The organism is Photobacterium sp. TLY01 (genome assembly GCF_021432065.1).
In the GTDB taxonomy this organism is placed as follows: Bacteria; Pseudomonadota; Gammaproteobacteria; order Enterobacterales; family Vibrionaceae; genus Photobacterium; species Photobacterium halotolerans_A.
The window spans coordinates 1,089,594-1,103,395 of the sequence record NZ_CP090364.1; the positions used below are offsets into that span (position 1 = coordinate 1,089,594).

General features: G+C 49.9%; 12 protein-coding genes. 10 read left to right on the plus strand and 2 right to left on the minus strand.

Annotated features, from left to right (window positions below; all coding sequences use genetic code 11):
* Positions 1 to 216: 216 nt before the first annotated feature.
* The 8 genes from sdhC to sucD all read left to right on the plus strand — a co-directional run bounded on the left by sdhC (position 217) and on the right by sucD (position 9,824).
* Complete coding sequence (gene sdhC, locus LN341_RS05510) at positions 217 to 657, plus strand: succinate dehydrogenase cytochrome b556 subunit (RefSeq protein WP_046219396.1); 441 nt, start codon at positions 217 to 219, stop codon at positions 655 to 657.
* On the plus strand, positions 651 to 998 hold the full coding sequence (sdhD, locus tag LN341_RS05515; RefSeq protein ID WP_027252633.1) for a succinate dehydrogenase, hydrophobic membrane anchor protein: 348 nt from the start codon (positions 651 to 653) through the stop codon (positions 996 to 998). Before sdhC ends, sdhD begins: the two co-directional genes overlap by 7 nt.
* Entirely contained in the window at positions 999 to 2,765 is a 1,767-nt protein-coding gene (gene sdhA, locus LN341_RS05520) for a succinate dehydrogenase flavoprotein subunit (RefSeq protein WP_046219394.1), read from the plus strand.
* A gap of 13 nt (positions 2,766 to 2,778) precedes the next feature.
* Complete coding sequence (locus LN341_RS05525; protein ID WP_046219393.1) at positions 2,779 to 3,492, plus strand: succinate dehydrogenase iron-sulfur subunit; 714 nt, start codon at positions 2,779 to 2,781, stop codon at positions 3,490 to 3,492.
* Between the two features lie 101 nt (positions 3,493 to 3,593).
* Positions 3,594 to 6,407 carry a 2-oxoglutarate dehydrogenase E1 component gene (sucA, locus tag LN341_RS05530; RefSeq protein WP_046219392.1) on the plus strand — a complete coding sequence of 938 codons (2,814 nt, stop codon included), beginning with the start codon at positions 3,594 to 3,596 and terminating at the stop codon, positions 6,405 to 6,407.
* Positions 6,408 to 6,439: 32 nt separating this feature from the next.
* Positions 6,440 to 7,651 (plus strand): 2-oxoglutarate dehydrogenase complex dihydrolipoyllysine-residue succinyltransferase, encoded by a 1,212-nt coding sequence (odhB, locus tag LN341_RS05535; protein ID WP_046219391.1) that lies wholly within the window; start codon positions 6,440 to 6,442, stop codon positions 7,649 to 7,651.
* A gap of 131 nt (positions 7,652 to 7,782) precedes the next feature.
* Positions 7,783 to 8,949, plus strand: a complete 1,167-nt coding sequence (gene sucC, locus LN341_RS05540) for an ADP-forming succinate--CoA ligase subunit beta (RefSeq protein ID WP_046219390.1) — start codon at positions 7,783 to 7,785, stop codon at positions 8,947 to 8,949.
* A 2-nt stretch (positions 8,950 to 8,951) separates the two neighbouring features.
* Positions 8,952 to 9,824, plus strand: coding sequence for a succinate--CoA ligase subunit alpha (gene sucD, locus LN341_RS05545; RefSeq protein WP_046219389.1), 873 nt, complete (start codon positions 8,952 to 8,954; stop codon positions 9,822 to 9,824).
* A 145-nt stretch (positions 9,825 to 9,969) separates the two neighbouring features.
* Here sucD and LN341_RS05550 read toward each other — a convergent pair whose 3' ends face one another.
* Together LN341_RS05550 and LN341_RS05555 are read right to left on the minus strand one after the other, a co-directional pair.
* Positions 9,970 to 10,518: a hypothetical protein gene (locus LN341_RS05550; RefSeq protein WP_234204310.1), complete on the minus strand. Its 549-nt coding sequence runs from the start codon at positions 10,516 to 10,518 to the stop codon at positions 9,970 to 9,972.
* 190 nt (positions 10,519 to 10,708) lie between these two features.
* On the minus strand, positions 10,709 to 11,701 hold the full coding sequence (locus LN341_RS05555) for a 2-hydroxyacid dehydrogenase (RefSeq protein ID WP_046219387.1): 993 nt from the start codon (positions 11,699 to 11,701) through the stop codon (positions 10,709 to 10,711).
* Positions 11,702 to 11,870: 169 nt separating this feature from the next.
* Here LN341_RS05555 and LN341_RS05560 point away from each other — a divergent pair, with 169 nt between their 5' ends.
* On the plus strand, positions 11,871 to 13,190 hold the full coding sequence (locus LN341_RS05560; RefSeq protein WP_046219386.1) for a DUF945 family protein: 1,320 nt from the start codon (positions 11,871 to 11,873) through the stop codon (positions 13,188 to 13,190).
* A gap of 157 nt (positions 13,191 to 13,347) precedes the next feature.
* A complete protein-coding gene (locus tag LN341_RS05565; RefSeq protein WP_046219385.1) occupies positions 13,348 to 13,764 on the plus strand; it encodes a CBS domain-containing protein in 417 nt (138 codons plus the stop codon).
* Positions 13,765 to 13,802 lie beyond the last annotated feature (38 nt).

Consider the following 13,802-nt stretch of genomic DNA (forward strand, 5'->3'; position numbering starts at 1 on the left):
AAACCGTGTTAGAGGTCATGTAACGGGGTTTGTAATTGATTGTTGCGAGGCGTATACTCGGCCGCAGGTCTCTGGTTCTGCCATCGCCAGAAACAATGATAAAGTTATTAGTAATATTAGCGACTTAGCTGAAACGACTTTTGCTTTGCTGTACATACACTTGTGCTATCTAAATGTAGCACACTTGTTGTGCCTTTGTTGCGCTTGTTTTGGCGTATGCATACCGGAGGTTTTATAAAAATAAAACGCTTCTATGGAGCTGAGTGGGCAAAGACCGTGAAAGTTAACAAGCCAAGACCTGTCAACCTCGACCTACAGACGATACGCTTTCCGCTGACTGCGATTTCGTCAATCCTGCACCGTGTATCGGGCGTGATCACTTTTGTTTCCCTTGCCATCCTGCTGTGGCTACTGAACCTGTCTCTTTCCTCTCCCCAAGGATTTGCTGAAGCCGCTGACATCGTGGACAGCTTCTTTGTCAAATTCATCCTCTGGGGTGTGCTGACAGCACTCTTCTATCACATTGTTCTGGGTGTTCGTCACCTGATGATGGATATGGGATATTTTGAAGAGCTGGAATCTGGCACCACAAGTGCGAAAATCAGTTTTGCGATTGTGGCGGTTCTGTCTGTGTTTGCAGGAGGCCTGGTATGGTAAGCAATGTTTCAAGCATTGGACGTAATGGTGTTCACGACTTTATTCTGATTCGTGCAACCGCAATTATCCTCACTCTTTATACCATTTATATGGTGTGCTTTTTCGCTTTTGGCCCTGAGCTGAATTTTGAAACCTGGACAGCGTTCTTTTCAAAACTAAGCACAAAAGTCTTTACTATGCTGGCGTTGGCCTCCGTTCTGATTCATGGGTGGATCGGCATGTGGCAAGTACTGACTGACTACATTAAACCTGCCTTTTTACGTGCAGGGCTGATGTTTGCAATTGTCGCTGTGCTTTTTGTTTATCTGTTATCTGGTTTCTTTATTGTGTGGGGTGCGTAAGTGAGCATTGCAGTTCGAGAGTTTGACGCCGTAGTAATCGGTGCTGGTGGTGCAGGTATGCGTGCTGCACTGCAAATTTCTGAGCAGGGCCTGAAATGTGCACTGCTGTCTAAAGTGTTTCCTACCCGTTCTCACACTGTATCTGCGCAGGGTGGTATCACAGTTGCGTTAGGTAACTCGCATCCTGATAACTGGGAATGGCACATGTACGACACGGTAAAAGGGTCGGATTATATCGGTGACCAGAATGCCATCGAATACATGTGTAAAAATGGCCCGCAGTCCGTCATTGAACTTGAAAAAATGGGGCTGCCTTTTTCCCGTTTTGAGAATGGTCGCATTTATCAGCGTCCGTTTGGTGGTCAGTCAAAAGAGTTTGGTGGCGAGCAGGCAGCGCGAACAGCCGCTGCGGCAGACCGGACAGGCCATGCATTGCTGCACACCTTGTATCAGCAAAACATTAAGCACAAGACAACGATTTTCTCTGAGTGGTATGCACTGGATCTGGTGAAGAACCAGGATGGCGCGATTCTGGGTTGTACTGCCTTGTGCATGGAAACCGGTGAAGTTTGTTACTTCAAGTCCAAAGCGACAATTTTAGCCACGGGTGGTGCAGGTCGTATCTATCAGTCCACGACAAACGCACACATTAACACGGGTGACGGTGTCGGTATGGCACTGCGCGCTGGTGTGCCTATGCAGGATATCGAAATGTGGCAGTTCCACCCAACCGGTATTGCCGGCGCCGGTGTACTGGTTACCGAAGGCTGCCGTGGTGAAGGTGGTTACCTGCTGAACAAAGACGGTGAGCGTTTCATGGAGCGCTATGCACCTAACGCGAAAGACCTGGCAGGTCGTGACGTTGTTGCCCGCTCTATGATGGTGGAAATCCGTGAAGGACGTGGCTGTGATGGCCCATGGGGACCACACATTAAACTGAAATTGGATCACCTGGGTAAAGATGTTCTGGAATCACGTCTGCCGGGTATCCTGGAATTGTCTCGCACCTTCGCACACGTCGATCCGGTGAAAGAGCCGATTCCTGTCATTCCAACCTGTCACTATATGATGGGCGGTGTACCGACTCAGGTTTCAGGACAGGCGATTAAGCAAAACGCAAACGGTCAGGACGAAGAAGTTCAGGGTCTGTTTGCGTGTGGTGAAATTGCCTCTGTTTCTGTGCATGGTGCGAACCGCCTGGGCGGAAACTCCCTGCTTGACCTGGTTGTATTTGGCCGTGCGACGGGCCTGCATCTGGGTGAAACTCTGGCAGCTCAAGCAGAAGCGCGTCCGGCAACAGAATCTGACATCGAAGCTTCCCTGACGCGTCTGAACCGCTGGAACAGCACGCAAAAAGGCGAAGATCCGGTACAAATCCGTAAAGATCTGCAATCTTGCATGCAAAACAACTTCTCGGTATTCCGTGAAGGTGCTGCCATGGCAGAAGGTCTGAGCCAGCTGAAAGAAATCCGCGAGCGTTTGAAAGAAGCACGTCTGGATGACACCTCCAGCGAATTCAACACGCAGCGCATCGAGTGTCTGGAGTTGGATAACCTGATGGAAACTGCCTATGCAACGGCAGTCGCGGCGAACTACCGTACAGAAAGCCGTGGTGCTCACGCCCGTTTTGACTTCCCTGAGCGTGATGATGAAAACTGGCTGTGTCACTCTATTTACAACCCGGAGACAGAACAAATGTCCAAGCGTGATGTAAATATGACACCCGTCCATCGTGATGCATTCCCGCCGAAAGCGCGGACTTACTAAGGGAGGTAACAACATGAAACTGAATTTTTCGATTTACCGTTATAACCCTGATGTAGACAACGCGCCGCACATGAAAGGGTATACGCTGGAAGTGCCGGAAGGCTCCGACATGATGGTTCTGGATGCCCTGATTTTGCTGAAAGAGCAGGATCCATCGCTGTCTTTCCGTCGTTCATGCCGTGAAGGGGTTTGCGGTTCTGATGGCATCAACATGAATGGTAAGAACGGCCTGGCCTGTATCACCCCTTTGTCAGCGCTGATGAATCAGAAAACGATTGTGATTCGTCCATTGCCGGGCTTGCCTGTCATTCGTGACCTGATCATTGATATGGAGCAGTTCTACACCAACTATGCCAAGGTGAAGCCATTCCTGATCAATGACAGCGAGCACCCGCCTGCGCGGGAAAACCTGCAGTCTCCGGAAGAGCGCGCACATCTTGATGGTCTATACGAGTGCATTATGTGTGCATGTTGCTCGACCTCATGTCCGTCATTCTGGTGGAACCCGGACAAGTTTATCGGTCCTGCAGGCCTGCTGGCGGCGTACCGTTGGTTAATCGACAGTCGTGACACAGACACTGAAGCGCGCTTATCTGATCTTGACGATGCATTCAGCGTGTTCCGCTGCCACGGGATTATGAACTGTGTCAGTGTGTGTCCGAAAGGGCTCAACCCAACCAAAGCTATCGGTAACATTAAATCTATGTTGCTGAAGCGGTCGGTGTAAATTTATAGAATTATCGATATGCCAGCAGAGCAATTTGCTGGCTTTTTAGCCCGGCCTAACATCCGGTGCAAGTGGCGATAACAAGTGGTTAAGGGAAAACAATGCAGAACGGCGTTATGAAGGCTTGGCTTGAGTCTTCACATCTGGCTGGCGCCAACGCAACTTACGTAGAAGACCTCTACGAGTTGTATCTAAGCGACCCAGAATTAGTTGACGAAGAATGGCGTCACGTTTTTAGTGAGCTGCCTGTTGTGAATGGCGTTGCTGTTGAGCAGCCGCATTCGCGTGTTCGCGATTACTTCCGGCGTTTAGCGAAAGAGACGACCTTTTTAAGTGCTAACGTCAGCGATCCTGATGTTGATGCCAAACAGGTTAAGGTACTGCAGTTGATTAACGCATACCGTTTCCGTGGTCATCAGCATGCAAACCTGGACCCGCTGGGATTATGGCAGCAGGAACGTGTTCCGGACCTGGATCCTGCGTTTCATAATCTCACAGCGGAAGATTTTGACCAAAGCTTCAATGTCGGTTCATTTGCCGTAGGCAAAGAGACAATGAAGCTTTCTGAGATCTATGAGGCATTGAAAAACACCTATTGTGGCTCAATAGGTGCTGAGTACATGCACATTACTGATACTGAAGAAAAGCGCTGGATTCAGCAGCGCCTGGAATCCGTTGTCGGTAAAGGCACGTTTACTCAGGAAGAAAAGCAGACGTTTTTGGACGAACTGACTGCCGCAGAAGGTCTGGAGCGATATCTGGGGGCGAAATTCCCAGGCGCCAAACGTTTCTCGCTGGAAGGTGGTGATGCTCTGATCCCTATGATGAAAGAGCTGATTCGTGCTGCCGGAAAAAGCGGTGTTCGTGAAGTGGTGGTGGGAATGGCCCACCGTGGCCGTCTGAACATGCTGGTGAACGTTCTGGGTAAAAAACCTCAGGATTTGTTCGATGAATTTGCCGGTAAGCATGGTGAATCCTGGGGAACCGGGGATGTGAAATACCACCAGGGTTTCTCTGCAGATTTCGCAACACCAGGCGGTGATGTACATCTGGCACTGGCGTTTAACCCCTCTCACCTTGAAATCGTGAACCCGGTTGTTGTCGGCTCTGTTCGCGCACGTCAGGACCGTTTGGGTGACAAAGACGGTTCCATGGTACTGCCAATCACGATTCATGGTGACTCAGCAATTGCGGGTCAGGGCGTCGTGGCTGAAACCTTCAACATGTCCCAGTCCCGGGGCTACCGCGTTGGTGGTACGGTCCGTATTGTGGTGAACAATCAGATTGGCTTCACGACCTCGAACCCAATGGACACCCGCTCAACTCAGTACTGTACTGATATCGCGAAGATGGTGCAGTCGCCGATATTCCACGTCAATGCTGACGATCCGGAAGCGGTTGCTTTTGTGACTCGTCTTGCGCTGGATTATCGTAATGAATTCAAGCGTGATGTAGTGATTGATCTGGTCTGTTACCGCCGTCATGGCCACAACGAAGCGGATGAGCCCAACGCGACTCAGCCGCTGATGTACCAAAAGATCAAAAAACACCCAACGCCTCGCAAGATTTACGCGGATATTCTGGTTGACGAAAAGAGCATTGACGCTGAGACAGCGACTGCGCTGGTCAATGAATACCGTGATGCGCTCGACCGCGGTGAGTGCGTCGTCAAAGAATGGCGCCCGATGAAGCTGCATTCAGTCGACTGGGCACCTTACCTTGGCCACGACTGGACGAAAGAGTGGGATAACAAGGTTGGCCGTCAGCGTCTGCATGAATTGGGTCAGCGTGTTTGTCAGTATCCTGAAAGCCACAAACTGCAAAGCCGTGTACAGAAACTGTATAACGACCGTCAGGCGATGGTTGCCGGTGAGAAAGAAGTCGACTGGGGCATGGCTGAAACACTGGCTTATGCAACGCTGGTTGATGACGGTCACCGTATCCGGATTACCGGACAGGACTCTGGACGAGGTACTTTCTTCCACCGTCATGCTGTGCTGCACAACCAGACGGATGCCAGCACTTACATGCCTTTGGCTAACCTTCATGATAAACAAGGCCCGTTCCAGGTTTTCGACTCAGTATTGTCAGAAGAAGCGGTTCTGGCCTTTGAATACGGTTATGCCACAGCAGAGCCAGGTGGCCTGACTATCTGGGAAGCGCAGTTCGGTGATTTCGCGAACGGTGCCCAGGTTGTGATTGACCAGTTCATCAGTTCCGGTGAGCAAAAGTGGGGCCGTATGTGCGGTCTGACCATGTTGCTGCCGCACGGTTATGAAGGCCAGGGTCCTGAGCACTCCTCAGCACGTCTGGAACGCTACCTGCAGCTATGTGCTGAACAAAACATGCAGGTTGTGATCCCTTCAACGCCGGCACAGGTTTATCACATGATTCGCCGTCAGGTGCTGCGTCCGATGCGTCGTCCTCTGATTGTGATGTCACCTAAGTCACTCCTGCGTCATCCATTGTGTACATCCACGATGGACGATCTGGCAGAAGGTAATTTCCTGCCTGCAATCGGTGAGATTGATGCGCTGGATCCGAAACAAGTGAAACGTGTTGTACTGTGTTCAGGTAAGGTGTATTACGATCTGCTGGAACAACGTCGCAAGCGCGAGCAGACGGATGTCGCCATTATCCGGATTGAACAGCTGTACCCATTCCCGAAAGAGGATGTGGAAGCTGCACTGGCTGATTATCAGCACGTGACTGACTTCGCATGGTGTCAGGAAGAGCCGCAAAACCAGGGTGCCTGGTACAGCAGCCAGCATAATTTCCGTGCTGCACTACCTGCAGGTGCGCAACTGGCTTATGCCGGTCGCCCAGCGTCAGCTTCCCCTGCCGTTGGTTATATGTCAGTACACCTGAAACAACAAAAAGCGTTGATTGATGACGCATTGAACACAGAACAATAAACCCAGAGCTGGAACAAAAAGGACAAACTGAGATGACAATCGAAATTCTGGTTCCCGATTTACCTGAATCAGTAGCAGACGCAACCGTAGCCACTTGGCACAAGAAACCAGGTGATGCAGTAAGCCGTGATGAAGTTCTGGTCGATATCGAAACGGATAAAGTTGTGCTGGAAGTCCCTGCACCTGAAGATGGCATTCTTGAAGCTATTTTTGAGGAAGAAGGGACCACAGTACTGACCAAGCAGCTGCTGGGTAAAATTAAAGCCGGCGCAGTAGCCGGTGAACCGACCAAAGATACGACAGCCAGTGCGGAAGCGTCACCGAACAAGCGTACGACTGCCTCTTTGGCTGAAGAGACCAATGATGCACTGAGCCCGGCGGTACGCCGTCTGATCAGCGAGCACGGTATCGACGCATCAGCGCTGAAAGGCAGCGGTGTTGGCGGTCGTATCACTCGCGAAGATGTCGAAGCGTTCGTGAAAAATGGTCAGTCTGCCTCAGCTGCACCTGCAGTTGAAGCAAAAGTGGAAGCGCCACTGGCACACCGCAGTGAAAAACGTGTCCCGATGACACGTCTGCGTAAGCGGATTGCAGAGCGTCTGCTGGAAGCCAAGAACAGTACAGCGATGCTGACAACGTTCAACGAAGTCAACATGAAACCTATCATGGATCTGCGTAAGCAGTATCAAAGCATCTTCGAAGAGCGTCATGGTATTCGTCTGGGCTTCATGTCTTTCTATGTGAAAGCTGTGGTGGAAGCGCTGAAGCGTTTCCCTGAAGTGAATGCGTCTATTGACGGTGATGATATCGTTTATCACAACTTCTTCGATGTCAGCATTGCCGTGTCTACGCCTCGTGGTCTGGTCACCCCTGTGCTGCGTGACTGTGACAAGCTGAGCCTGGCCGAAATCGAAAAAGGTATCCGTGAGCTGGCAATCAAAGGCCGTGACGGTAAGCTGACAGTGGATGAACTGACTGGCGGTAACTTTACCATTACCAACGGCGGTGTATTCGGCTCACTGATGTCGACGCCAATCATCAACCCACCTCAAGGTGCGATTCTGGGGATGCATAAGATCCAGGACCGTCCAATGGCTGTTGATGGTAAGGTTGAAATCCTGCCGATGATGTACCTGGCACTGTCCTATGACCACCGTCTGATTGACGGTAAAGAGTCGGTCGGCTACCTGGTTACGGTGAAAGAGTTACTTGAAGACCCAACACGTCTGCTTCTGGACGTGTAACACTGCGCTTAACGATCCGCCACTGTTCTGAGGTGGCGGTTGTTGAGCCGGATTGATTGACGAAGGAATACCCAAGAGTATTTCAATGGATATAACACGTCCCACAGGGATTAGATAACGGATAGAACATAATGAATCTGCACGAATATCAGGCAAAACAACTTTTTGCTGAGTATGGCCTGCCAGTTCCTGAAGGCTATGCTTGTGATACCCCACAAGAGGCTGCTGAAGCGGCAAGTAAAATCGGCGGTAATAAGTGGGTCATCAAATGCCAGGTTCACGCTGGTGGCCGCGGTAAAGCGGGCGGCGTAGAACTGCACGATACCAAAGAAGGCCTGAAAGAGTTTGCTCAAAAGTGGCTGGGTAAAAACCTGGTGACTTATCAGACAGATGCAAACGGTCAGCCGGTAACCAAAATCCTGGTTGAAGAAGCCTCTAACATTGCAAACGAACTGTACCTGGGTGCTGTTGTCGACCGTGGTACACGCCGTATCGTTTTCATGGCATCGACTGAAGGTGGTGTGGAAATCGAGAAAGTTGCTGAAGAAACCCCTGAGCTGATCCACAAAGCAGCGATCGATCCACTGGTTGGCCCACAGGCTTATCAGGGCCGTGAACTGGCCTTTAAACTGGGCCTGAAAGGCGACCAGATTAAGCAGTTCGTGAAAATCTTCATGGGCCTGGGTCAGATGTTCGCTCAGTATGACCTGGCTCTGCTGGAAATTAACCCGCTTGTGATCACCGGTGAAGGCAACCTGCTGTGCCTGGACGGTAAAATCAACATCGATTCAAACGCCATGTACCGCCAGCCAAAACTGCGTGATATGCACGATGCTTCTCAGGAAGATGCCCGTGAAGCACATGCAGCGCAATGGGAGCTGAACTATGTTGCTCTCGACGGTAACGTGGGCTGTATGGTCAACGGTGCGGGTCTGGCCATGGGTACCATGGACATCGTCAACCTGCACGGTGGTAAGCCGGCAAACTTCCTGGATGTTGGTGGCGGCGCAACCAAAGAGCGTGTTGCTGAAGCATTCAAGATCATCCTGTCTGACGACAATGTGAAAGCCGTACTGGTGAACATCTTCGGTGGTATCGTGCGTTGCGACATGATCGCAGAAGGTATCATTGGCGCGGTTAAAGAAGTCGGCGTCACTGTCCCTGTTGTGGTTCGTCTGGAAGGTACGAACGCTGACCTGGGTCGCGAAGTACTGGCTAAGTCAGGTCTGGATATCATTGCTGCTGAGTCGCTGACCGACGCAGCTCAGAAAGTTGTTGCTGCTGCGGAGGGCAAATAAGAATGTCTGTACTAATTAATAAAGACACTAAAGTGATCTGCCAGGGCTTTACTGGCGGTCAGGGAACTTTCCACTCTGAGCAGGCAATCGCATACGGTACACAAATGGTTGGTGGTGTATCACCAGGCAAAGGCGGTACGACTCATCTGGGTTTGCCTGTGTTTAACACAGTGCGTGAAGCGGTTGAAGCAACAGGCGCAACCGCTTCTGTGATCTATGTTCCGGCGCCTTTCTGTAAAGATGCCATTCTGGAAGCGATTGATGCAGGTATTCAGCTGATCGTAACCATCACAGAAGGTATCCCAACGACGGATATGATCGACGTGAAGGTGAAGCTGGAAGAAACCGGCGTTCGCATGATCGGTCCAAACTGCCCAGGTGTCATCACGCCGGATGAGTGTAAGATTGGCATCATGCCTGGTCATATTCACAAGAAAGGTAAAGTGGGTATCGTTTCACGTTCAGGTACGCTGACTTATGAAGCCGTGAAACAAACCACGGATGAAGGTTTTGGTCAGTCGACTTGCGTCGGTATCGGTGGTGACCCGATTCCAGGTTCAAACTTCATTGATATCCTGAAGCTGTTCCAGGAAGACCCTGAAACAGAAGCAATCGTCATGATTGGTGAAATCGGTGGTACAGCGGAAGAAGAAGCGGCTGCGTTCATCAAAGAGAACGTGACTAAGCCTGTTGTTTCTTACATTGCTGGTGTCACTGCGCCTCCGGGTAAGCGTATGGGCCATGCCGGTGCGATTATCTCTGGTGGTAAAGGAACCGCGGAAGACAAGTTCGCTGCTCTGGAATCTGCAGGCGTGAAAACTGTGAAAAGCCTGGCCGATATCGGTAAAGCACTGAGAGAAGTCACTGGCTGGTAATGACCGGTTCAGCATATGACCTTATCAAAAGCCCGTTATTGACGGGCTTTTTTGCTTTCAGTGTCCCGTCTTCGTGCTTGGCTGGCCAATTAAAAAAGCCCAGTGTGATCACTGGGCTTTTTCTCAATGTCTTGTGCGCACTGGCTTAGTACTTGAAGCGAGTGGTCATTAACAATTGATCACCGTAAACATCGTTAAAGCGGCCTTCGGCACCAATTGAGAACAACTCAGTAGCGTGGAACCGGCCGTAAACAGAACCAAAGGTTTCTTCAATCTTATGGACGTTGATATGACCCAGTTTCGCACCGACTTCAAGTTGCGGGCCTAACCATTGACGAACACCTAGGTTGATTTCCATACCTGTTTTGCCTGTGCTGTCGTTAAACTCGTCTTTGTTCTTGATGTTGCGCGCTTTCAGTTCACCCGTCAGATCGGCCCAGTTGTTGATCGGTGCATGAAAGCCAACACCTAAGGCAAGATCCCAGTCGCTTTCGAATTCAGAATCGATGCTACCGGTTAAATGGGCATTCGGGTGGATAGATTTGCTGAAACCTGCACCATAGGTCAGTGGGCTCAGGCCAATTCGCACTTCTGTATAGTCGTAGCTGAAGTTGCTCATAGTATTAGCTGAATTAGCTTGAGCTGCTGAAGCCAATGATAGGAGCAGGGCACCAGCGATAAACGATTTACGCATGAATCTTCATCCAAAGAGCAAAAAATGAATTGGAGCATTTTAATCAACTCGTCCCTGCAATAACAGGTTGGCCTTAGATTAAGTGCCGGATTACGGGGACAATCGCGTAAAAATGCAGCAAAAATCACATATTTGTGATCATTGACAAATTTTAATGAGCTAGCTTATCACAATCAGGGCCAGAACATTTTTATTGTATTAATTCGTTGCCAGATTTTGTCCCTTGTGCAAAATGATTGAGATTCGACAGCGTGGTGTCGGCGATGTTGGCCAGTGCTTCTTCTGTTAAGAAGGCCTGATGACCGGTGAACAGCACATTGTGGCAGGAAGACAAACGGCGAAAAACGTCATCCTGAATAATGTCGTTGGACTTATCCTCAAAGAATAAATCTTTTTCATTTTCGTAGACATCCACACCGAGTGAGCCGATTTTCTGGCTCTTCAGAGCATCGATTGCATCTTTTGAGTTCAGCAGTTCACCACGGCTGGTATTGATGATCATGACGCCATCGCGCATTTTACTGAAAGCCTTTGCATCCAGCATATGGTAATTTTCCTTGCTCATCGGACAGTGCAGGGTGATGACGTCTGCCTGACGGTAAATCTCGTCCAGTGAGGTATAAGTCGCGCCCAGTTTTATCGCTTCCGGGTTTTCATAAGGATCATGGGCCAGAATGGTCATCCCCAGACCTTTTAAAATGTGCATGGTGGCGATACCGATTCGGCCAGTACCGATCACCCCGACGGTTTTGCCGTAAAAGTTAAAACCCGTCAAGCCATCCAGGGAAAAGTTGGCATCTCTTGTCCGCTGGTACGCACGGTGAATTTTACGGTTAAGGCTCAGCATTAACCCGACAGTATGTTCCGCGATGGCTTGTGGGGAGTAGGCCGGCACCCGAACAACCTGCAGACCGTACATGTTCGCTGCATTGATATCTACTTTATCAAATCCGGCACAGCGCATGGCAATGATACGCACGCCCAGAATAGATAACGCTTCGAGCACGGGTTTGCTCAGATCGTCGTTCACAAATGCGCAGACAGCATCATAGCCGTGGGCCAGTTTGGCGGTTTGCAGATTAAGCTGAATATCAAAGAAACTCAGTTCGTGCCCAAAAAGCTGATTGCTCTTATTGAAAGAAATCTGATCGTATTTTTTGGCGCTGAACACGGCAACTTTCATCATTGCACTCCTTTAATCTGGAATTGTGATCACTTTCCCACAGTGCGCAGCGACTGACAAGCAGATTCATTACCTGTGTTCAGTGATAAAAGTCATTGATCCATAGAGCAAAGATGGTGTTTGTAATACACTCATTGCACTCATCCCGGAATAACTATTGGAAACAAACATGTTAGGTAAAATTGGTGCAGTTGCAGGCGCGGTGGCAGTCGTGTTGTGCTGGCCTCTGGCCGTGGGCCAGATTGGTGAACGTATTTATCAGGATACGGTGGGGGAGTACAACAGCCCTTATGTTTCTGTCACAACAGAAAGTTATGAGCGTGGTTACCTGACCTCGCTTGCGGTTTCGAAAATTGCCCTGAAATCCAGCTGGAAAGAGGTTTTTGAAGAGCAGGGCTGGCCAACAGAATGGCATATTGCGCATGATATTCATCATGGTGTGTTCGGGGTCACTTCCAACAGTACGCTGGTGATTGATGATCAGGTGGCATCTCAGGTTGCGGCTTGGTGGGGCAGTGATGCAGTACCATTACAGTTAACCACTCGCACTGCGCTGACAAGAAAAACAGATCTGGATCTCACCCTGAATCCTTTTGTCTATGACGATGAAAATGGGACTGCGTTTAAATCTGAGCCGCTGACGTTTTCCGGCGAGGTGTCGGCTGATGGTCATGGCAGTTTCAGCTATATGCTAAAAGACGCATTATTACAGACTGTGGCAGATGAAAGCATGCAGGTATCCGGTGTGACCGGTGGCGGGGAAGGTCGCTGGGATGGTCGCTTCTGGATTGGCAATCAACAACTGCAGATTGGAACACTGGCGTTTGCTAATCATGAGACACAAGAGTCCGTCAGCCTGGATCACATCAAGGTTGCTTCTCTCAACACTTTGATTGAAAGCAAAACAGGGACAGAAGAGAGCCCGGCAGTCAGCACCCGTCTGAATAACAGCAATCAGCTCAGTATTGCTTCTCTGACCAGCTTAGATGGGCAGCAATTCCAGACATTCAATATCGATTTGCTGCTGTCTGATCTCGATTATGAGGCTGTCACCCGTCTCAGTGCCCTGGGTGATCAGTTGGATGGCGAATTGTCTTCTTCTCAGGTTCAGGAGATGTCACTGGCGCTGGATTTACTGGTTGCCAAAGGACTGACCGTCAATCTGAAAGACATCAGTGTCGTCGCTCCGGAAGGACCAATCAAAGGAAATGTCCGCCTTACTGTGCAGCCTGGCCTGGCGCGCGCATCCCAGAATCTGGCACAAGTGACCACCAAGCTTGATGGTGAAATGTATTTTGAGTTTCCCTCTGAGTTACTGTCATTGACCGAAGGGCTGGAACCTCAGACCGACCGGCTGGTTCAGAGCGGCGTGTTGACGATGAAAGAAGACAGAGCATTTCTTTCGCTGAAACTGGTGGGCGATAAGGTGATTTTGGGCAATGGCGATCAATTACCTCTGGCTATGTTGATGATGTTACTCCTTTCTTAGGTCCGCATCATCGATAACGACAATGAATAAAATAGAAGGTATCAATTTAGACATTTTGCTGAAATCGACGACACTTAAGGTATCGGCGCAGGGATAAGCACTCAGATTGACATTCTGAACCTGCCTGCGGCTACAGAAGAAAAATTCAGGGGGATACATGGAGTCGATTAAAGTCAGAGATTATATGAACACCCGACCGGTAACCTTCGAAGCAGGGATGTCGTTGTCTAAAGCGTTGGACAAGATGTTGTCGTCCAAGCAAATTGGTGGACCTGTGATTGATGAGTACCGCAGAGTGGTGGGCTTTGTATCTGAGCAGGATTTTATTCAGAAGTTACTGAAAGTGGGTTATCACTGTCAGGACACGCACACCGTCGGTGATGTTATGCGTACAGAGGTACTGACCGTGAATCCGGAGACCAGCATTATTGCCCTTGCGGAAACCATGTCCGGGCAAAAGCCTAAATTGTACCCTGTGGTGGAAGGCGGCAGACTGGTTGGCATTATTACCCGCCGCAATGTGCTTTCTGCTATCAGTGATCAAATCGGGGATTGCTTCAAACACCCGGTTTAACGAGATTTTCAAAGGCGCTGACAGCGCCTTTTTTTGTT